Here is an 18,866-nt window from a genome sequence, read left to right as displayed (position 1 = left end):
CGGACCGGACCGGACCTAGGCTCCGAGCACCCGCTGGGCGGCCAGCCGAAGGCCGGCCAGGAAGTCGGCGCCGGTCGGGGCCTGGTCGACGTCCACCAGCCACTGGATGGCGTAGCCGGCCAGCAGGGCCTGGTAGAAGGTGCCCAGCAGGTAGTCGTCCTCGCTGCCGGGGACGTCCTCCTGGCCCTGGAACATCGCGGTGAGCGCCAGCCGGGCCACCCGCTGGACCCCGCCGAACGCATCCTTGAGCTCCGGGGTGCGGTCGATCTGGGCGATCGCCTCGAACTGGGCCGCCCACAGGCCCCGGTACTCGACGAAGGTGCCGCCCACCCGCTCCCAGGTGACGGCGAACCGCTCCTCGGGCGTGAGCGTCTCGGTGGCGGCCGCCGACAGGGCGGCCTGGACCGCCTCGCCCCACTCGCCGACGGCCTCCAGCATCGCGGCGTTGAGCAGCGCCTCCTTGGAGCCGAAGTGGTAGCCGATCGCCGCCAGGCTGACCTTGGCGGCCGTGGCGATGTCCCGGGCCGTGGTGCGCCCGTACCCCTTCTCGTAGAGGCAGGTCTTGGCGCCGGCCAGCAGGTCTTCTCGATTTCCCATGCCGCGAGCCTACGCCAGGATCTGGACAGATGTCTTGCACGGATGAGTGAGACAAGAGATTGAGACGTCCGTACTAGACAGATGTCTGACACGCCCGTACAGTCATCGACATGACCGCAACCCACGGCCTCGCAGGCCGCCGCGAATGGACCGGCCTGGCCGTCCTCCTGCTCCCGACCCTCGTGATCGCGATGGACATGGGCGTGCTGTTCTTCGCCGTCCCCTTCATCAGCACCGACCTCCGGCCGAGCGGCACCCAGCAGCTCTGGATCATGGACATGTACTCGTTCCTGCTGGCCGGCCTGCTCATCCCGATGGGCGCACTGGGCGACCGGATCGGCCGCCGCAAGCTGCTGATGCTGGGGGCGGGCGGCTTCCTCGCCGCCTCGCTGCTGGCCGCCACGGCACACGACGCGAGCGGGCTGATCGCCGCCCGGGCGCTGCTCGGCGTCACCGGGGCGACGCTGATGCCCTCGACGCTGGCGCTGATCCGCAACATGTTCCACGACCGGAAGCAGCGCCAGGGCGCACTGGCCGCCTGGGGCGGCGCGATGATGGCCGGGGCCACCCTCGGCCCGGTGGCCGGCGGTCTGCTGCTCGACAACTTCTGGTGGGGCTCGGCCTTCCTGGCCGCCGTGCCGGTGATGGCGCTGGTGCTGCTCGCCGCGCCCGCCCTGCTGCCCGAGTACCGCGCGGAGCAGCGCGGCTCCTTCGACCTGCTGGGCGCCGGCCTCTCGATCGCCGCCGTGCTGCCGCTGGTCTACGGCATCAAGACGCTGGCCGTGGACGGCTGGAGCCTGCTGCCCGCGCTCTCGCTGGTGGCCGGGCTCGGGTTCGGCGTCCTGCTGGTGCACCGGCTCCGGACGGCGGCCCACCCGCTGATCGACCTCGGCCTGTTCCGCAACCGCACCTTCTCGGGTGCGATCTCGGTCAACACCGTCGCGATGTTCGCGATGATGGGCTTCACCCTCTTCACCTCGCAGTACCTCCAGCTGGTCAAGGGCCTCAGCCCGCTCACCGCCGCGCTCTGGGGCCTGCTGCCGAGCGTCGGGGTCGGCGCCGCCGTCGGCCTGACCGGGGCGCTGGCCGGCAAGGTGCGGCCCGCCGCCCTGATGTCCGGCGGCTTCCTGGTCGGCGCGGCCGGCTTCGGACTGATGACGATGGTCGGGCCCGGCTCCCCGCTGGCCCTGGTGCTCACCGCGGCCGGGGTGCTGGCCGCCGGGACGGTCGGCACCATGACGCTCACCGCCGAGATGGTGGTCTCGGCCGCCCCCGCCGAGCAGGCCGGCGCCGCCTCGGCCACCTCGGAGACCGCCACCGAGCTCGGCAGCTCGCTGGGCATCGCCCTGCTCGGCGCGGCCGGGGCCGCCGTCTACAAGGCCCGCCTGGCCGACGCCCTGCCCCAGGGCCTGCCGGGCGACGCCGCCCGGGCCGCCCACGACACCCTCGGCGGCGCCGTCACCATGGCCGCCCAGCTGCCCGGCCAGACCAGGGACCAGCTGCTCGAGGCCGGCCGCGCCGCCTTCGCGGACGGCATGCACCTGGCCGCCGTGGTCGGCCTGGTCTGCATGCTCGGCGGCTCGCTGGCCGCCCACCGCCTGCTGGCGCACCTGCCGGCCCGCACCGCGGAGGCCGCGGCCGAGCAGCAGGTGGGCCTGGCCGCCTGAGCCGGCCGGAGGGAGCGCGGCATCGGAGCCCCGGAGCGACGGACCACCCGTCGCCCCGGGGCTCTCGCGCTGCCCGGGCCGGTGACGTGACGGATTCCGGGGCACCCTTCCGAGCGTCCGGACCGCCTCGGCGACCGGGACGAAGCAGGACAGGCCGGACAGGCCGCCCGAGGCGGAGCGATCGGTTCCGGCCCGACCGGACCAGGCCCTTACCCGCAGGTGGCGCCCGGTCACCCCGGCCGGGCCCGGTGGGCCGCTCCGGACGGCGCCCGGACGGCGGGCGAACCAGGGGTGAAGACGGCGACCCCGATGCGCCTTCCGGTCTTTGACCTCCGTTTCCCGGCCGATGTATACGTTCGGGAGTAGCGCCAGGCATACTGGCCAGGAGACCGGGCAAGCTCGCTCGGCTGTGAAACGGCGAGAATTCCGAAGGGACCGGTGGTCAGGGATGCTGCGCAACGGACTGGAGCCCTGGCACCTCCTGGTGGTGCTGGCTGTGATCATCCTGCTGTTCGGCTCGAAGAAGCTTCCCGAGATGGCGCGCGGGCTGGGTAAGTCCATGCGCATCCTCAAGGCCGAGACCAAGGCGCTCCGCGAGGAGGAGCCGCCGGCCGAGGCCGCGAACTCCACCGCCGCCTCCACCGAGCAGGCGCGCCCGGCGGTCGCCCCGGTCAACGTCACCAAGGCCGACGAGACCCCGTCGAAGACGACGTCCTGAGCCCCGGCCGGGCCCCGCGCCCGGCCGCACCGAGCCTCCGCTCCGTCAGCTGACGGGCCGGGGGCTCTGTCGTTCACGGGGCCCTGTTGTTACCGGGGCCCTGTCCTTCCCGGGCCTCCGTCGTTCCCGGGGCCCTGTCGTTACCGGGGCCTGGCGCACAGTCAGGCCGAGTGGCCGCCGCCGGTGTTCTGTTGTCTCCTGGTGAGCAGCCGCCCAGCTCCCGGAGGTACGGATGGCAGAGGGCCGCCCCGAGGCGGACGAGCTGCGTGCCCGGATCGCGGAGCTGGAGGCCCGGCCGGTGCGGGGCCGGGTACGCGCCTGCTGCGCCGCGCTGCTGATCCTGCTGGCCGTACTGCTGACCCCGCTCTCGGTGCTCTCGGCCTGGGCCAAGAGCCAGGTCACCGACACCGACCGGTACCTCGCGACGGTCGCCCCGCTGGCCACCGACCCGGCCGTCCGGGCGGCGGTCACCGACCGGGTGACCACGGCGGTGGCGGCGCGGCTGCCGGTCGACTCGCTGCTCGACCAGGTCGCCCCCGCCGACCGGCCGCTGCTCGACGCCGCCCTCGGCAGGCTGGGCTCGGCCCTCACCGGCGGGCTCACCGCGCTGGTCCACCGCGAGGTGCAGCAGGTGGTGGACAGCGACGCCTTCGCCACCGTCTGGGTGGCCGTCAACCGGCAGGCGCACGACGCGGTGGACCGGATGCTGACCGGCCAGGGCGGCGGCGCCGTCCAGCTCCAGGGCGACACCGTGACGCTCGACCTGGCCCCGGTGGTCGACCAGGTGAAGGGCAGGCTGGTGGCCGCCGGGATCGGCGCCGCCGCGCACCTGCCGGAGATCCACACCGACTACGTCCTGATCCGCTCCGACGCCCTGCCCAAGGTCCGCACCGGGATGCGACTGCTCCAGCTGGCCGGGTTCTGGCTGCCCGTGCTGGCGCTGGCCTGCGCCGTCGGCGGTGTGCTGCTGGCCACCAGGCGCCGCCGGGCCGCCGTCACCGCCGCCCTCGGCGCGGCGGCCGGGGCGGCGCTGCTCGGCCTCGGGCTGACGGCCTTCCGCGCGCTCTACCTGGACCGGCTGCCCGCCGGGGTCGACCAGGCCGCCGCCCGGGCGGTCTACGACGCGCTGACGCACTACCTGCGCACCACCGTGCGGGCCGTCGTGGTGCTCGGGGTGCTGGTCGCGTTCGGGGCCTGGGTGAGCGGGGGCGGGCGTCGGGCCGGGCAGCTGCGGCAGCTCTGGCGGCCCGGGTTCGGGGCCGTCCGGCAGACGGCCGAGCGGTTCGGGCTGCGGCTGGGGCCGGTGGGGCGGTTCGTCCACCGCTGGAAGCAGGCGCTGGGGTGGCTGGCGGTGGCACTCGCGGTGCTCGTCCTGGTGCTGTGGGACTACCCGAGCGGGTCGGTGCTCGCCTGGCTGGGGCTCGGGCTGCTCGCCGTGCTCGGCGTGCTCGAGCTCCTCGACGAGCCCGAGGGGGTGACCGGGCGTGGCGGAGCAGCCTGAGCGGCCTGAGCGGCCTTGGCCCGGGCGGCTGGGCTGGCAGGCCTGGCACTGGGCCCTGGTGCTCGGCGGGCCGGTGGTGGTGCTCGCGCTCTACTTCCTGCTGCCGCGCACGCTGTTCGGCCCCGAGCGGCCGTGGTTGAGCTGGAGCTGCTTCGTCCTGGCGCTGGCGGTGGTCGCCGGGCTGCTGCTGCGGCAGATCCGGCGGGACGTGCTGGGGCTGCCCGGGCGGCCGCTGATCATGATCCTGCTGCTGAGCTGCCTCTCCTTGGCGGTCTTCGCCGGCTCGTACGACGCGCTCAGCCGGGACGGCCAGTTCAGCGGGCTGAACACCCGGCTGGACGCGCTGTACTTCACCGTGATCACGCTGGCCACCGTCGGCTTCGGCGACGTGGTGCCGGTCGGACAGGGGGCCCGGCTGGTGGTCATGCTGCAGATCGCCTACAGCCTGGTCTTCCTGACCGCCGGGGCCACCACCGCCTCGCGGCACCTGCGGAGCATCCTGGAGAAGCGGGCCCGCAGCCACCGCGAGGCGGCTCCTAAGCGGCGCAGAAGGCGCGGTCGATCAGAGCGATGACGGTCGGAGTCAGCCGTGCGGACTTGACCGGGTCGTACGGGGTCGCGGAGATCGCGAGCTCGCGGGTGCCCGCGCGGTTGCCGAACACGTAGGTGGTGTAGCCGTAGATCCCGCCCGGGTGGCCCCAGACGGCGCCGCAGGAGAGCGAGAGCTTCATCAGCCCCAGGCCGTACTCGGTGGGCGGCTCGGCGTCGGCCGGCACGGTGCTGGTCATCGCGGCCAGTTGGGCCGGGGCGAGCAGCCGGCCGCCCAACAGCGCGGCGTTGAACCTGGTCAGGTCCTCGGTGGTGGAGATCAGCTCGCCGGCCGCGCCCGCCATCGACGGGTTGAGCTCGGTGATGTCGGCCGGGCCGGAGCTCAGCGCGAGGTATCCGTGGGCGTGCGGGCCGGGGATCGTGGTCGAGGTGCCAGGCAGTGAGGTCTGGCGCAGGCCGAGCGGCTGCAGGACGCGGCGGCTCACCTCGGTGCGCCAGTCGTGGCCGCTGACCTTCTCGATCACCTCGGCAATCAGCAGGTAGTCGGTGTTGGAGTAGTGCCAGCCCTGGCCGGGGGCGAAGTACGGGGCGTGCGCGGTGGCCACCGCGATCAGCTGCGGCGAGGTCCAGGTCCGCCAGCGGTCGGTGGCGAGCAGCTGCTCCTGCTGGGCCTCGGTGTCGGCGGCGAACCGCGAGTCCTCGGTGAAGTCGAAGATCCCGGCGGTGTGGCTGAGCACCTGCCGCACGGTGATCCCGGCGCCGCCGGGCACCACGCCGGGCAGGTACCGCTCGATTCCCTCGTCCAGGCCGACCTTGCCCTCGGCGCAGAGCTGCAGCAGCACGGTGGCCACGAAGGTCTTGGTCACGCTGCCGGCCCGGAACCGCCCGTCCACCGGGGCCGGGGCCGTGCCGCCGAGCTCCCGCAGCCCGGAGCCGCCACGCCAGACGGCCCGGCCGTGGTCGCGCAGCTCGGCGATCGCGCCCACCGCACCGGCCTCGGTGGTGACGGCGTCCAGCCCGCGCTGCAGGGCGGCGGTGTCAGCGCTGCGGGCGGCGGTGTCAGCACTGCGGGCGTCGGCCGACGCCCCGGCGGCCGGGGTGAGCGCGAGGGCGACGGTGCTCGCGAGCAGGGCGGTGGCGAGGCGGAGACCTCGGCGGGTGGTCATGTGCTGGCTCCCAGGGCATTCGGCGATGCCCAGGAAACTCTCATGCCCCGACCTGGAGTTGACGTGCCGCCAGGGCCGTACCCAGGGCAGCTCCGGCTGCCCGGGGGCCCGGCCGGGGGCGAGGCCCTGCCCAGGGGATGCAACCCGGGTGCGTTGCCGCCGCCGGGCCCGTCGGCGGCCGGCCGTCGGTGCACGACCCCTTACCGGTGGTGCCCGCCGGCACCCGCGCTCCGGTGCCGGTCGGGCAGGCCGGGGGCGCCCAGGGCCTGCCCGGCCGGTCTTGTCGGATCAGCGCGCGGCGTCGTGGGCCCGGCCCTAGTTCCCGTCGTCGGTGCCGGTTCCGGTGCTGGTTCCGGTGAGCCAGTCGAGGAGGGAGGTCGGGGCGTCGGTCGGCTGCTGGGTCTGCTGGGTGCGGGTGCTGGGCTGCTGGGGGTGGAGGGTGGCCAGCACGGAGTTGATCCGGTTCTGCCAGTTCTGGGCGGTGGGGCCGTCGATCGCGTGCTTCTTGGCGAGGGCGCGGACCAGGCTGCTGGCGGAGCGCAGGGCCTGGTCGGCCCGCTGGGGCTGGTGGTCGGCGATCGCGGCGGAGGCGTCGTCGAGCAGGCCGAGCAGATCGCCCTGGGCGCCCTTCTCCTTGCTGAACTGGGCGTCACCGATCACCGAGGCCAGGGCCGCGAGCGCCGCCGCCGGGCCCGCCTTGGCCGTGGGGGACGGGCTCGCGCTGCGGGCGGGCGAGGCGGAGGGGGACGGCGAGGGCGCGGCCGAGGAGGTGACCGGGGCCGGCGAGGCGGGCGGGGTGGCCTTCGACTTGGCCGGGGGGCCGCTGAGGGCGAAGGCCGCGATGGCGGCGGCGCCGCCCACCACCGCGAGACCGATACCCGCGAGTACCAGCGGCCGACGGCGCTGCGGCTGGGAGGGCGGATCGTACGGCGGCGGCGGGGGCGCGGTGGGCGGCAGCAGCGAGGTGCGCTGCGGGTCCGCGTACGCGGGGTAGGCGTTGCTGGGCATGCCGGTGGCCGGGAAGCCGTGGGTCGGGTAGCCGGGGGTCGGATGGCCGGGGGCGACCGGCGGGATGGCCTGGGTCGCGGCGAGCAGTTCGGCGGTGCGATCCGCGGCGGCCGCGGAGGGCACGGCGGCGAGCAGCTCGGCCCGGGCGGCGGCCGCGTCGGCCGGGCGGGCCGCAGGGTCCTTGGCGAGCAGGCGCAGGGCGGCGGAGTCCAGCGCCGGGGGTATGTCCGCGCGGTGCAGCGAGACCGGGGTGGGGTGCTCGTTGACGTGCTTGAAGGCGATCGCCACCGGCGCGTCGGCGGTGAACGGCGGGGCGCCGGTGAGCATCTCGACCAGCACGCAGCCCAGCGCGTACAGGTCTGAGCGGCCGTCCACCTCGCCGGCCATGGCCTGCTCGGGCGAGAGGTAGGCGGCGGTGCCGAGCACGGTGGCGGTCTGGGTGAGCTGGGCGCCGCTGGAGGAGCTGGCCCGGGCGATGCCGAAGTCCACCACCTTCACCCCGCCGTCGGCGGTGATCATGATGTTGCCCGGCTTGATGTCCCGGTGCACCAGGCCCGCGCCGTGCGCGACCGCCAGCGCCTCGCAGACGGCGGCCGCGATCCCGACCGCCCGCTCGACCGGCAGCCCGGCACTCTGCTGCAGGCCGTCGCCGACCAGCAGCTGGCTGAGCGAGACGCCGTTGACCAGCTCCATCACGATGTACGGCGAGCCCTGGTCGACGCCCGAGTCGAAGACCATGACGATCCGGGGGTGGACCAGCATCGCGGCGTGCTGGGCCTCGCGGCCGAACCGCTCGGCGAAGCGCGGGTCGTCGGCGAGGCCGCCGTTGAGCACCTTGACCGCGACCTGGCGGCCGAGCACCCGGTCATGGCCCCGGTAGACCGTGGCCATGCCGCCGACGCCGAGTATCTCGACGAGCTCGTACCGCCCGTTGAGTGCGCGTCCGATCACTTGGCACCGCTCCCCTCAGAACCCCGGCCGAAGGCTCCGGGCCGCCTCGTGCACCTGTGCACGATAGCCGCCGCGGGGCCGGAGGGGTGCCGGTGCCCGCCACCGGAGCGGGGGCGGTGTTCCGGGAGGGCGGTGGACACGGGGGAGCCCACCGACCTCCCGGGGCTTTGGTACGGCAGCCGGGCGGGGCCACGGCTGCACCGGACGGACGACGGGCCCGGGGGGATTCGCCCGCCGTCCGTCCGGAGTTTTCGGCTCACCCCACCGGCACGCCGCTCGGCGCGGCCGGGGAGGGGAGCAGCCCTGGCCGTGGCGGCGGCAGGGCGGCGGCGACCTGGCCGGGCAGCGCGGTGAGCGCGCCGGTCAGGGAGGTCAGGGAGGTCAGGTCGGGCAGCGGCCCCGCGGCGGGGGCCACGGCGCCCAGGCCCGCGGGCAGCCCGGAGGTCAGGGCCTGGACCTGGCCGGTCAGCGCGAGGGCCTGGGCCTGGGCCTGCCCGTCCACGTGGGCGGCCTTCGACGGGGCGGAGTCGGCCGGGCCCTTGGTCGGGCCGGAGCGAGGCGGGGTGGTGGCGGGGCCGCCGTGGTCCTTGCCCTTGCCGAGCAGACTCGTGCAGAACGCCTCGACGTGCTCCGCCCCCTTCGCCGCGCCGACCAGCGGGGCGTACGGCGGGGTGGTGAGCAGCTGCTTCGCCTTGCCGCCGTTGGCTTCGGCGTCCTCGAAGGAGCGGCAGAGGTCGCCCAGCCCGGCCACGGCCGGGCTGTTTCCCTGGTCGGGGCGGCCCGGGGTGGCGGAGCCGTCCGGGTGTGCCGAGCTCTCGGAGCCGTGGGTGGGTGCGGGGGCGGTCTTCGCAGAGCCCAAGGCCTGGGTGCGGTCGGGCGCGGTACTCGGACGGACGGACGGGCGCTCGCTGGCCGCGGCGCTCGTACCGGCCGGCACCGAGACGGCCGACGCGGGACTGCCACCGGAACCGCCACGGGCGCCGCCGAGCACGACGGGCAGACCGGGGATGCCTGTGGTGGCCGCCACTGCGACCCCGCCGAGCGCCGTCAGCGCGAGCGCGGCGAGCAGGGCCTTGGCGCTCTTCGCGCTCAAGGCCCGCGCGGGCGCGGTGCTCGCCATCGTGCGTCTCCGGGGTTCGGGGGCTGGGGTGCGGCGGGCCTCCCGGAACGCCGCCATCGCCTTGGCCTCCCCGGGCAGCTCCGCCGCGCCGGCTGCGGGGGCAGCGGCGGCGGCGAGCAGCCCGGCGAGGGCGGCGTTGTCGGCGAGGGCGGCCGGACCGCCCGACGTGCCGACCGTGCCGCCGCCGAGCAGCTGCTCGGCCGTGGCCTGGTCGATCCGACGGGATCGGTTGGTGCTCATCTCATGTCCTTCAGCGTCGCGGCTCTGGGTTGTGTCACACCTTTGGCGGAGGTTTCCGGAGAGTTTTCCGGCGCCCCGCGCGGCGCGGCCGCGCGGCGGCCGCTCCACACCCCCGAGTCGCGCTGGCGCGGCACCCCGTCGGCCTGGCCGCCGCCCGGCTGCTCCAGCAGTTTCGCGAGCTTGCGCAGTCCCCGGTGGGCGGCCATCCGGACGCTGCCGGAGCGCTTGCCGAGCACCTTGGCCGCGCTCTCGGCGTCCAGGTCGAGCACCACCCGCAGCAGCACGGCCTCCGCCTGGTCCCGGGGCAGCCGGGCGATCAGGGCGAGCGAGTCGGCCGTGGAAACGGTGGCCAGCGCACTGCCCGCGGTGTCCTCGGCGGCGGTCAGCTCGGCCAGGTACTCGAACGGGAGGTCGGCCACCGGGCGGCGCCGGACCTTGCGCAGGTGGTCCATCGCGCGGTTGCGGGCCACCGTCGCCGCCCAGCCCCGGAAGCCGTCGCCGTCCCCGCTGAAGCTGCCCAAGTCCCGTGCGATCTGCAGCCAGGCCTCGGAGGCGATGTCCTCGGCGTCCTCCGGCCCGCCGCCGAGCAGCACCCGCAGGTAGCGGAGCAGACCCGGTTGGACGGCGCGGAAGAGCAGTCGGAACGCCGCCTCGTCACCCGCCTGCGCGGCGTGGACGGCGGCGGTCAGCTCGTCCGGCGACGGCCCGCCGGCGGTCACGCCGACCGTGGCGTCGGCCATGACGCCAGCCGTTTCGTCGGCCGTGACGTCGACAGTCACGTCGGCCGTACCGCCGACCGGGTCGGGTGGTTCCGGTGATATCGGGCCACCGACCACGTCGTCGGCGCCCGGCCCCTGAGGCTCTGCGATGTGCACCTGCCACATGATGCGGCATCCGGGGCCGGTGTTCGGCCGTGACTGAGCAGTAACGAGCGCCGGACACCGGGTGAAGGCGCCGCGGCGGCCCGGTAAGGGCGCCGTAGGAGCCGTCCGGGCCTTCCGGCCAGGGCCGCGGGACAAAAGTCCTGACAGCGGCTGCCATTCGCCCGCAGCCGCCAAAGGTGCTCCGGTCATACGTTTTCTGTAGGGCCGGCTGACCACCCGCCGCCGCACCCACGCCCTTCCTCACCTCCCACGCCTCCCTCCCCTCCCCTCCTCTCCGATTGGAGCTGTCGATGACGTCTGCCCGCGAGCTCTTCGACCGGGGGATGCGTGAGCACTTCGCGCCCGCCCTGCGGGCGATGGGGCTCACCGGCTGGCGGCACTCCTTCAGCCTCCCGGACGAGACGTATTGGGCTGTGCTCGGCGTCGAGTGGCACCCATCCGGAATGAGGATTCATTCCGGCAGCGTCGAGCGACCCGGCTCCAACACCAGAATGAACATTCATTCCGGTGCTGCCGAGCGGCACGACTCCAACCTCGGAATGAACATTCATTCCGAAAGCCACCGGGAGCACGAGATCCGGTACACCGTGAACCTCGGCCTGACCGCCAAGGCCGACTGGCGCGGCCCCGGCCTGCGGCCCGACCCGAACCGGCCGACCGGCCGGGAGCTCTGGCGGGCCCCGATCGGCGAACTGCTGCCCGTCGGCGAGCCGCTCTGGTGGTCCGTCGCCCCCGGCCCGCGCTGGCTGGTGGCCGTGGAGGACTCCGTCGCCGCCGTCCGCCACTACGGGCTGCCCGAGCTGGTCCGCCGGGTGGGGGCCGACCAGGGCACCGAGTCGTACCTCTCCCCCGGCGAGCTGGAGGACGTCAACGCCGCGATGGCCACGGCGGCCGTCGCGCGGATCCGGCGGGCCGAGCTGGCCGACAAGACGCTGGTCCTCACCGGCGGCTGGAGCCGGGCCGACCGGGTGGCCGAGCAGGTGCTGCGCGGGGTCGCCGAGGGCTTCCTCTCCGCCGGGGACGAGCGGTTCACCAGCGTGCGCTGCGAGGACACGCTCGGCCGGGAGCTGTGGATCTTCGATCAGGGGGATCTGGAACCGCCCGGGCCTCTGCGGCTGTCGTGACTGAGGGGCTGCTCCGCCCCCGCACCAACGACACGGAGCACGGGGGCGCAGGAATGAACACCACGACCGACACGCGGCAGCTGCACTGGGACGGCTGCCTGAACGTCCGGGACCTCGGCGGGCTGCCGACGGCCGACGGCGAGCGGACCAGGCCGCGGGCCGTGGTCCGCGCCGACAACCTCGACCGGCTGACCGCAGAGGGCCACGCCGCGCTGGTGGCGTACGGCATCCGCACCGTGGTCGACCTGCGGGACGCCACTGAGCACCGGCCGCTGCTGCCGCTGGACGGCGCCGTCCGGCTGGTCAGGGTGCCCTTCGACGAGCTGGCCGGGGCCGCCTGGTGGGAGCGGTACGGACACCTGGACGGCACGCCGCTCGCCTTCGTGCCCTACCTGGAGCACTGCGCGGGCGCGGTGCTCGCGATGGCCCGCGCGGTGGCCGAGGCCGCCCCGGGCGGGGTGGTCGTGCACTGCGGCGCCGGGCGGGACCGGACCGGCCTGGCCGCCCTGGTGCTGCTCGCCGCGGCCGAGGCCGAGGAGGCCGCCGTGGTGGCGGACTACCGGCTCAGCGCCGCGAACCTGCGACCGCTGTGGCGGATGCTCGGCCGCCCGGACGAGCAGGAGGCCGTGGAAGCCGCCCTGGCGAAGGCCGGGATCGGCGCGCCGGAGGCACTCGCCGCAGCCCTGCGGGTGGCCCGGCAGACCCTTCCGGCGGAGCTGCGCGCGGCGGTGCGGGCCCGACTGCGTTGAGCCGACTGCGTTGACCCTGCCGCGTGGACCCGACTGCCGTTGACCCGGCCGAGTCGGCCCGACTGGCGTTGGCCCGGCTACCAGAGGCGGTCGATCAGGCCGGGGTAGAGCGGCAGGCGGGCGTCGGTGAAGTGCGGGGCGGCGGCCTGGGCCTTGGGGGTGCAGAGGTCGGCCATGGTGATCTTGTCGAAGCCCGGGCTGTCGCTGGGGAAGGGGTCGGCGGGGGTGCCGCCGACCAGGACGGTGCCCGGCAGCAGTTGCCAGCCGGCCGTCTCGTAGAAGTGCTGGAGCCCGCGGTCGCAGGTGAAGAGGCCGAGGTCCGCGCCCGAGCGGCGGACCCGGTCGAGCGCCGCCGAGACCAGCCGCCGCCCGAGGCCCTGGCCCCGGTGGGCCTTCTCGGTGGCCACGGTGCTCAGGCCGCAGGCCCGGAAGGTCTCCCCCGCGAACTCGAGATCCGTGCTGAGCAGGTCGAGGGCGGCGAGCAGCTGCCCGTCCTCGTCCACCATGAGCAGCGACTCGGGGTGCAGTGCCTGGTCGTGGCTCAGCCCCGGGTCGGGGTCGCCGCTCGGCCAGGCCTGCTCCTGGAGGGCCCAGACCTGGGCCCGCAGGGCGGGCGGCACGGCGGCTTCGGGGTAGCAGAGGATCCGCACGGGCTCAGAAGCCGGAGCCCGGGCTGGTCACGACCCGGGTGCGGCCGTCGGCGCGGGCCTGCAGACCGGCTTCGAGCCGCAGCGCGCGGGCCGGGCCGAGCAGGGTGAGCGCCTCGGCGGGCTCCACCCAGCGGTAGGAGTCGAGCTCACCCTCCGGCAGCACGATCGGGGTGGCGGCCGGGACGGTGCCCAGGTCGAAGAGGAAGTGCACGGCGGGGTAGGCGAGTTCGCCGGAGGGGTTGGTCCAGGCGACCACCAGGAGCTCACCGGCCTCCTTCACGATGCCGGTCTCCTCCTGGAGTTCGCGGCCCGCGCACTGCTGCGGGTTCTCCCCCGGGTCGACCGTGCCGCCGACGAACTGCCAGTGCTCGCGGTAGCCCGCCTTGACGATCAGCACCCGCCCGCCCTCGTCCGTGATCAGGCAGCCGGCGGCCGCGTAGACCCTGGTCAGCGAGGCGAGCCACTCGTCGCGGGTGGTGAGCACGGTAGACCTCCGACAGGCACGGGACGGTGGATGCATCGTACGTGCCGCCGGAGGTCGGCCGGTTGAGGAGCCGTCAGTGCGCCGAGTGCTTCTCGGCGCCGCGGTGGCGGTGGCCCGGCAGCTCGGCGTGGTGGGCGGGGCCGGAGAGCTTGGTGACGGAGCCGAAGGCCCGGCGGCCGCCGTGGCTGAAGGCGACGTCACCCAGGTAGGGCGAGCCGCCCGCGGCCTTGACCGTGTCGGTGTGGCGCTCGGGTGGCATCGTGCCGGGCTGGGCCGCCATGCCCCGGCGCTCCAGCAGATCCTGGGTGCCCCGGCGCAGCTTGGTCATCTTGCCCGTCGATCGCTTGGTCATCGTCGACCTCCCTTCGGTGCCCCGCCCGCCGGGCGGAGTGCGCGGCGGTGCGGACACTTGGGCTGATATGTCCGGATTGTAGCCTCGAGCGCGGCGGTGCGGCCGGGCGGAGCGACCTGACGTGACCGAGGTGGCCCGGCCACCCGGGTGTGGGAGCATGCCCCGTGCCAACGGTCATACAAGACGACGTCTCCGAGGCGGTGCAGGCCGAGCCGGAGAAGCTCCGGGTCCGCCACCCCGCCGCACTGGTCCGCGCCCTGACCGGCGCCGCCGGTGTCGGCCTCACCCTGCTGCTGGCCGTCAACGCCCGCGGCGCCGCGGCCGGCCTCACGGCGGACGTGGCCCAGGGCACCGAGCAGATCCCGTGGGCCCTCGGCGGCCCGGCCCGGGCGGTGGCCGCCGTCGCGCTGCTGCTGCTCCCGCTCGCCTACACCGCCCGGCGGCTGGTCCAGCGGGCCCAGCGGGGGCTGGCCGAGGGGGTCGCGGCCGCGGTGCTGGCGTACGGGTTCTCGCTGGGGCTCGACGCCGCCTTCGGCGGGGTCGAGGCGCTGCGGGGCCGGGCCGGAGGTGACGTGGTCCACGGCCATCTGGCCCCCGTCCTGGCCTTCCTCGCCGCGACCGGGGCCACCCGGCTGCCGAAGTGGCGCACCGCGCTCGCCGCGGCGGTGGCGCTCTCCGGGCTGTCGGGGCTGGCGACCGGGCACGCGACGCCGCTCTCGCTGGTGCTCGCCCTGCTGCTCGGCTGGGCCGCCGGGCACGGCACCAGCTACGGCCTGGGGGCGCCGGTCTGCCGGCCGGCCGAGGCGCAGCTGCTGGCCGCGCTGGGGCAGGCCGGGACGCGGCCGGACCGGGCCCGGCGGGTCGGGCCCGGGCGGTACTTCGTGACCCAGCGCGACGGGCTGCCGGAACTGGACGTGCTGGTGCTCGACCCCCGGGTCGAGGCCAGCGGCTGGGCCGGGCAGTTGTGGCGGCTGCTGCGGCTGCGGGCCGAGCTCACCCCGCGCGGCCTGCGCCCGCTGCGGACCAACCTGGAGCACGAAGCGCTGCTCAGCTACGCCGTCACCGCCGCCGGGGTCCGCACCCGCCACCTGGCCACCACCACCAGCCTCGGCCCGGACTCCGCCCTGGTCGCCTACCACCGCCTCCCGGGGCGGACACTCACCGACTTCCCGGAGCACCGGGCCGAGAGCGTGGCGCAGGAGGACCGGCCGGGGCCGCCCGGCGAGGTGCTGGTGGACGCCTGGGAGCAGCTGCGGTTGCTGCAGCGGCGGCGGATCGCGCACCGGGGGATCTCGCCGGAGACGGTGCTGGTCGGCCCGGGCGGGGAGGTGCACCTGGTCGGGCTCGGGGACGGTGAGATCGCGGCCGGGGAGCTGCCGCTGCGCCTGGACGTGGCCGGGATGCTGAGCACGCTGGCCCTGCACTACGGGGCCGAGCGGGCCGTCCGCAGCGGGGTCGCGGTGCTCGGCGCGGCCGAGCTGTGCGCCGCGCTGCCGCTGCTGCAGCCGATCGCGCTCGCCCCGGCGACCCGTGCCGCGCTGCGGCGCCACCCCGAGCTGCTCGCCGCCGTCCGCGAGGAGGTGCTGCGGGGCCGCCCCCAGGTGGAGGTGCAGCCCGTCCGGCTGGAGCGGCTGCGGCCGCGGACGCTGCTGACCGTCGGGGCCGGGGTGGCCGCCGCGGTGCTGCTGATCGACACGCTGCTCGGCACCGACTTCGACCCGTTCGGCGCGCTGGCCGACGCCGATCCGTTCTGGCTGGGGCTGGCCGTGCTCGCGTACACCCTCAGCCACCTGGCCGCGACCTGCGGTTTCGTCGGGTTCGTGCCGGAGCGGCTGGGCTTTCGGCGGGCGGTGGCGGTGCAGCTGGCCGGCTCGTTCGCCAAGCTGGTCTCGCCCGGCGGTGTGGGCGGGGTCGCGCTGAACACCCGCTTTCTGCAGTGCAGCGGCATCCCGACCCCGCAGGCGCTCTCCAGCGTCGGGGTCGGCCAGCTGGCCGGGCTGGTGCTGCACCTGCTGCAGCTGGGCCTGTTCGCCACCCTGCTCGGGCGGGCGCCCGGCGGCGAACTGCCCTCGGCCGGGGTGCTGGCCGCGATCGGCGCCGGGGCCTGCGTGCTGGCCGTGGTGGGGTTCGCGGTGCCGTGGGTGCGGCAGCAGATCCTCCGGCTGCTGCGGCCGCTGCGGGCGGAGGTGCTGCCCCGGCTGCTCGACCTGGCCCAGCAGCCGGGCAAGCTCGCGCTCGGGGTGGCCGGGCAGCTCGGCGTGTCGCTGGCCTTCGTGGCCTGCCTCTACTGCTGCGCGGCGGCCGTCGGCCAGCACCCTTCGTTCACCGCCGTCGCGGTGGCCTTCCTGGCCGGCAACGCCGTCGGGTCCGCCGCGCCGACGCCCGGCGGGGTGGGCCTGGTGGAGGCGCTCCTGACGGAGAGTCTGGCCCGGATGACCGGGATGGACCGGGGCGCGGCCCTGGCGGCGGTGACCCTGTTCCGGGTGCTCACCTTCCTGGCCCCGGTCCTGCCCGGCTGGGCGGCCTTCGCCTGGCTGCAGCGCCGGCGGGCGCTCTAGCTTCTCGATGCGGCCCGGGTGAGGCGGGCCGCCATCGCCGCGACGGTGGCGGCGAGCTCGGGCGGGTGGCGGACCTCGAAGTCGCAGCCGAGCAGGGCCAGCCGCAGGGCCAGCCAGTCGAGGGAGTCGGTGCTGAGCCGGTAGGTGCACCGGTCCGGGCCCGCCTCGGTGAGCTCGCCGGGGGCCCGCTCGAACCTGGGCGCCAGTTCGGCGTACGGGGCGTGCAGGGTGACCACGGCCTCGTAGCCCCGCTGCCGGTGGGCGAAGCGGGCCGCGACGTACGCGGCGGCGTCCTCGGCCGGGAGCTCGCGGGGGGCCGCGCGGGAGCCGGTGGCGAAGGGCTCGCTCAGCCGGTCGACCCGGAAGATCCGCCAGTCCTCCCGGTCGTTGTCGTACCCGAGCAGGTACCAGCGGCGCCCGGTGGCCACCAGCCGGTGCGGCTCGACCAGGCGGCGGGTCTCGCTGCCGTCGGCCGCGCGGTAGGCGAAGCGCAGCCGCTCGTGCCCGGCGGTGGCGCCGGCCAGCACGGTGAGCACCTCGGGGTCGACCCGGGGGCCGTCGCCGAGGGTGAGCTGCACCGTCGCGGCGGAGAGCGAGCCGACCCGGTGGCGCAGCCGGGCGGGCAGCACCTGGACCAGCTTGGCCAGCGCCCGCACCGACGCCTCCTCGATCCCCTCCACCGCATTGCCCGCCGAGGCCCGCAGGCCGACCGCGATCGCCACCGCCTCCTCGTCGTCGAGCAGCAGCGGCGGCATCGCCGCGCCCGCGACCAGCCGGTACCCGCCGACCGCGCCCCTGGTCGCCTCGACCGGGTACCCGAGGTCGCGCAGCCGCTCGATGTCGCGCCGGATGGTGCGGGGGCTGACCTCGAGCCGCTCGGCCAGCTCGCTGCCGGGCCACTCGCGCGGGGTCTGGAGCAGGGAGAGCAGGCTCAGCAGCCGTGCCGGAGTGTCCGTCATGGGCACCATCCTGCCCGCCAGAGCGGACAGGATCTGACCTATATGGCCTCTACCGTCGGAGACGTCCGGGCCGCCCGAGCGGCCCAAGAACCGACCCCCAGGAGAAGAGGCCCCGATGTCCTCCGTACCCCCCGTACCGGACCGGCGGCGCTGGCTGGCGCTCGCCGTCGTGATGACCGCCAGCCTGATGGACCTGGTGGACGTCACCATCGTCAACATCGCCATGCCGAGCATCCAGCGCGAGACCGGCGCCTCGTTCAGCCAGCTGCAGTGGATCACCGCCGGGTACGCGCTGGCCTTCGCGGTCGGCCTGATCACCGGCGGGCGGCTCGGTGACATCCACGGCCGCAAGCGCCTCTTCCTGGTCGGCATCACCGGCTTCACCCTCGCTTCGGCGCTCTGCGGCCTGGCGACCGGCCCGGAGATGCTGGTCGCCTCCCGGGTGCTGCAGGGCGGCACGGCGGCGCTGATGGTGCCGCAGGTGCTGGCGATCATCCACGCGACCTTCCCCGCCGAGGAGCGCGGCAAGGTGTTCGGGATGTTCGGCGCGATGGTCGGTCTCGGCGCGGTGCTCGGGCCGCTGCTGGGCGCGGTGCTGACGGAGTGGGACTTCCTGGGCCTCGGCTGGCGGCCGATCTTCCTGGTCAACCTGCCGATCGGCCTGGCCGGCCTGCTGCTCGGGCTGCGGTACGTGGACGAGTCCCGCTCCCCGCGCGCGCTCAAGCTGGACCTGCTCGGCATGGTGCTCGCCACCACCGCCCTGCTGATGCTGCTCTACCCGCTCACCCAGGGCCGCGAGAACGGCTGGCCGCTGTGGGGCTTCGCGCTGATGGCCGGGAGCGTGCCGGTGTTCGGGCTGTTCCTGGCGTACGAGAAGGCCAAGGTGCGGCGGGACGGCTCGCCGCTGGTCGAGCTCTCGCTGTTCAAGGTCCGCAGCTTCGCGGCCGGCATCGGGGTGCAGCTCACCTTCGGCGTGGTGATGGGCATCTTCTTCCTGGTCTGGACGCTCTACATGCAGCTCGGGCTCGGCTGGAGCCCGCTGCGCGCCGGGCTGACCGGGGTGCCGTTCTCGCTCGCGGTGTCGGCGGCGGCCGGGATGTCGGTGCAGAAGCTGGTGCCGCGGTTCGGGCGGCGGGTGCTGCAGGCGGGCGCCGGGGTGATGGCCGTCGGCGCACTGCTCTACCTGGCCGAGGCCTCGTACTACGGCACCGCGATCCACCCCTGGCAGATGGCGCTGCCGATGGTGGTGATGGGCGCCGGGATGGGCCTGGTGGTGGCCCCGCTGACCGACGCGGTGCTCTCCGAGGTGCCGCAGGAGCACGCCGGCTCGGCCTCCGGCCTGGTCAACACCACCCAGCAGCTCGGCGTGGCGCTCGGGCTCGGGCTCTCCTCGGTGGCCTTCTTCGGGGTGGTGGACGCCGGCGGGCCGCTCGGCCTGGCCTTCGTGCACGCCTTCACCCACTCGATGTGGTGGGTCGCGGGCGGGCTGGCGGCGGTGTTCCTGCTGATGTTCGCCCTGCCGGGGCGGGGCGCGGCCGCCTCGGCCGCGGGCGGGGCGGCCGACCGCGAGCTGGTCTCCGTCTGAGTGC

Annotated in this window: 17 protein-coding genes; 8 read left to right on the top strand and 9 right to left on the bottom strand. The window is 75.2% G+C overall.

Annotation, left to right across the window (positions count from 1 at the left end; genetic code table 11):
- Nucleotides 1–15: 15 nt before the first annotated feature.
- Nucleotides 16–597 (bottom strand): TetR/AcrR family transcriptional regulator, encoded by a 582-nt coding sequence (locus ABT095_RS25940; protein ID WP_350531908.1) that lies wholly within the window; start codon nucleotides 595–597, stop codon nucleotides 16–18.
- 110 nt (nucleotides 598–707) lie between these two features.
- Here ABT095_RS25940 and ABT095_RS25935 point away from each other — a divergent pair, with 110 nt between their 5' ends.
- From ABT095_RS25935 to ABT095_RS25920, 4 genes are all read left to right on the top strand, one after another.
- Nucleotides 708–2,264: an MFS transporter gene (locus ABT095_RS25935; RefSeq protein WP_350531907.1), complete on the top strand. Its 1,557-nt coding sequence runs from the start codon at nucleotides 708–710 to the stop codon at nucleotides 2,262–2,264.
- Nucleotides 2,265–2,712: 448 nt separating this feature from the next.
- Complete coding sequence (gene tatA / locus ABT095_RS25930; RefSeq protein WP_350531906.1) at nucleotides 2,713–2,982, top strand: Sec-independent protein translocase subunit TatA; 270 nt, start codon at nucleotides 2,713–2,715, stop codon at nucleotides 2,980–2,982.
- 232 nt (nucleotides 2,983–3,214) lie between these two features.
- Nucleotides 3,215–4,483, top strand: a complete 1,269-nt coding sequence (locus tag ABT095_RS25925) for a hypothetical protein (protein WP_350531905.1) — start codon at nucleotides 3,215–3,217, stop codon at nucleotides 4,481–4,483.
- A complete protein-coding gene (locus tag ABT095_RS25920) occupies nucleotides 4,467–5,057 on the top strand; it encodes a potassium channel family protein (RefSeq protein WP_350531904.1) in 591 nt (196 codons plus the stop codon). The genes ABT095_RS25925 and ABT095_RS25920 overlap by 17 nt, the downstream gene beginning before the upstream one ends.
- On the opposite strand, the gene ABT095_RS25915 is transcribed toward ABT095_RS25920, so the two are convergent.
- The 4 genes from ABT095_RS25915 to ABT095_RS25900 form a co-directional block, all read right to left on the bottom strand.
- On the bottom strand, nucleotides 5,020–6,198 hold the full coding sequence (locus tag ABT095_RS25915) for a serine hydrolase domain-containing protein (protein ID WP_350531903.1): 1,179 nt from the start codon (nucleotides 6,196–6,198) through the stop codon (nucleotides 5,020–5,022). The genes ABT095_RS25920 and ABT095_RS25915 overlap by 38 nt on opposite strands.
- A gap of 315 nt (nucleotides 6,199–6,513) precedes the next feature.
- Nucleotides 6,514–8,157, bottom strand: coding sequence for a protein kinase domain-containing protein (locus ABT095_RS25910; RefSeq protein WP_350531902.1), 1,644 nt, complete (start codon nucleotides 8,155–8,157; stop codon nucleotides 6,514–6,516).
- A 256-nt stretch (nucleotides 8,158–8,413) separates the two neighbouring features.
- Nucleotides 8,414–9,517: a hypothetical protein gene (locus ABT095_RS25905; protein ID WP_350531901.1), complete on the bottom strand. Its 1,104-nt coding sequence runs from the start codon at nucleotides 9,515–9,517 to the stop codon at nucleotides 8,414–8,416.
- On the bottom strand, nucleotides 9,514–10,392 hold the full coding sequence (locus ABT095_RS25900) for an RNA polymerase sigma factor (RefSeq protein WP_502885006.1): 879 nt from the start codon (nucleotides 10,390–10,392) through the stop codon (nucleotides 9,514–9,516). The genes ABT095_RS25905 and ABT095_RS25900 overlap by 4 nt, the downstream gene beginning before the upstream one ends.
- Before the next feature lie 299 nt (nucleotides 10,393–10,691).
- Here ABT095_RS25900 and ABT095_RS25895 point away from each other — a divergent pair, with 299 nt between their 5' ends.
- Nucleotides 10,692–11,525 carry a hypothetical protein gene (locus ABT095_RS25895; RefSeq protein WP_350531900.1) on the top strand — a complete coding sequence of 278 codons (834 nt, stop codon included), beginning with the start codon at nucleotides 10,692–10,694 and terminating at the stop codon, nucleotides 11,523–11,525.
- A 53-nt stretch (nucleotides 11,526–11,578) separates the two neighbouring features.
- Entirely contained in the window at nucleotides 11,579–12,274 is a 696-nt protein-coding gene (locus ABT095_RS25890; RefSeq protein ID WP_350531899.1) for a tyrosine-protein phosphatase, read from the top strand.
- 77 nt (nucleotides 12,275–12,351) lie between these two features.
- Here ABT095_RS25890 and ABT095_RS25885 read toward each other — a convergent pair whose 3' ends face one another.
- The 3 genes from ABT095_RS25885 to ABT095_RS25875 all read right to left on the bottom strand — a co-directional run bounded on the left by ABT095_RS25885 (nucleotide 12,352) and on the right by ABT095_RS25875 (nucleotide 13,760).
- Nucleotides 12,352–12,924, bottom strand: coding sequence for a GNAT family N-acetyltransferase (locus ABT095_RS25885; protein ID WP_350531898.1), 573 nt, complete (start codon nucleotides 12,922–12,924; stop codon nucleotides 12,352–12,354).
- Between the two features lie 4 nt (nucleotides 12,925–12,928).
- On the bottom strand, nucleotides 12,929–13,408 hold the full coding sequence (locus ABT095_RS25880) for an NUDIX domain-containing protein (RefSeq protein WP_350531897.1): 480 nt from the start codon (nucleotides 13,406–13,408) through the stop codon (nucleotides 12,929–12,931).
- 73 nt (nucleotides 13,409–13,481) lie between these two features.
- Nucleotides 13,482–13,760: a hypothetical protein gene (locus ABT095_RS25875; protein WP_350531896.1), complete on the bottom strand. Its 279-nt coding sequence runs from the start codon at nucleotides 13,758–13,760 to the stop codon at nucleotides 13,482–13,484.
- Between the two features lie 164 nt (nucleotides 13,761–13,924).
- Here ABT095_RS25875 and ABT095_RS25870 point away from each other — a divergent pair, with 164 nt between their 5' ends.
- Entirely contained in the window at nucleotides 13,925–16,318 is a 2,394-nt protein-coding gene (locus ABT095_RS25870) for a lysylphosphatidylglycerol synthase domain-containing protein (protein ID WP_350531895.1), read from the top strand.
- Here ABT095_RS25870 and ABT095_RS25865 read toward each other — a convergent pair.
- Nucleotides 16,315–17,277, bottom strand: a complete 963-nt coding sequence (locus tag ABT095_RS25865; protein ID WP_350531894.1) for a helix-turn-helix transcriptional regulator — start codon at nucleotides 17,275–17,277, stop codon at nucleotides 16,315–16,317. The genes ABT095_RS25870 and ABT095_RS25865 overlap by 4 nt on opposite strands.
- 115 nt (nucleotides 17,278–17,392) lie before the next feature.
- Between ABT095_RS25865 and ABT095_RS25860 the strand changes: the two genes are divergently transcribed.
- The gene (locus ABT095_RS25860) at nucleotides 17,393–18,862 is read left to right on the top strand and encodes an MFS transporter (protein ID WP_350531893.1); all 1,470 of its coding nucleotides are present in this window, start codon (nucleotides 17,393–17,395) and stop codon (nucleotides 18,860–18,862) included.
- The last annotated feature ends 4 nt before the right edge of the window (nucleotides 18,863–18,866 follow it).

This window comes from Kitasatospora sp. NPDC002227 (assembly GCF_040296285.1).
Lineage (GTDB): Bacteria > Actinomycetota > Actinomycetes > Streptomycetales > Streptomycetaceae > Kitasatospora.
This window is presented reverse-complemented; position numbering and strand designations above follow the sequence as displayed.

What these genes read in the sequence shown, in the direction of transcription:
- ABT095_RS25865 (WP_350531894.1), bottom strand. Translation starts at nt 17,277, where the DNA reads ATGACGGACACTCCGGCACGGCTGCTGAGCCTGCTCTCCCTGCTCCAG.
- ABT095_RS25905 (WP_350531901.1), bottom strand. Translation starts at nt 9,517, where the DNA reads ATGAGCACCAACCGATCCCGTCGGATCGACCAGGCCACGGCCGAGCAG.
- ABT095_RS25875 (WP_350531896.1), bottom strand. Translation starts at nt 13,760, where the DNA reads ATGACCAAGCGATCGACGGGCAAGATGACCAAGCTGCGCCGGGGCACC.
- ABT095_RS25925 (WP_350531905.1), top strand. Translation starts at nt 3,215, where the DNA reads ATGGCAGAGGGCCGCCCCGAGGCGGACGAGCTGCGTGCCCGGATCGCG.
- ABT095_RS25895 (WP_350531900.1), top strand. Translation starts at nt 10,692, where the DNA reads ATGACGTCTGCCCGCGAGCTCTTCGACCGGGGGATGCGTGAGCACTTC.
- ABT095_RS25860 (WP_350531893.1), top strand. Translation starts at nt 17,393, where the DNA reads ATGTCCTCCGTACCCCCCGTACCGGACCGGCGGCGCTGGCTGGCGCTC.
- ABT095_RS25890 (WP_350531899.1), top strand. Translation starts at nt 11,579, where the DNA reads ATGAACACCACGACCGACACGCGGCAGCTGCACTGGGACGGCTGCCTG.
- ABT095_RS25940 (WP_350531908.1), bottom strand. Translation starts at nt 597, where the DNA reads ATGGGAAATCGAGAAGACCTGCTGGCCGGCGCCAAGACCTGCCTCTAC.
- ABT095_RS25915 (WP_350531903.1), bottom strand. Translation starts at nt 6,198, where the DNA reads ATGACCACCCGCCGAGGTCTCCGCCTCGCCACCGCCCTGCTCGCGAGC.
- ABT095_RS25935 (WP_350531907.1), top strand. Translation starts at nt 708, where the DNA reads ATGACCGCAACCCACGGCCTCGCAGGCCGCCGCGAATGGACCGGCCTG.
- tatA (WP_350531906.1), top strand. Translation starts at nt 2,713, where the DNA reads ATGCTGCGCAACGGACTGGAGCCCTGGCACCTCCTGGTGGTGCTGGCT.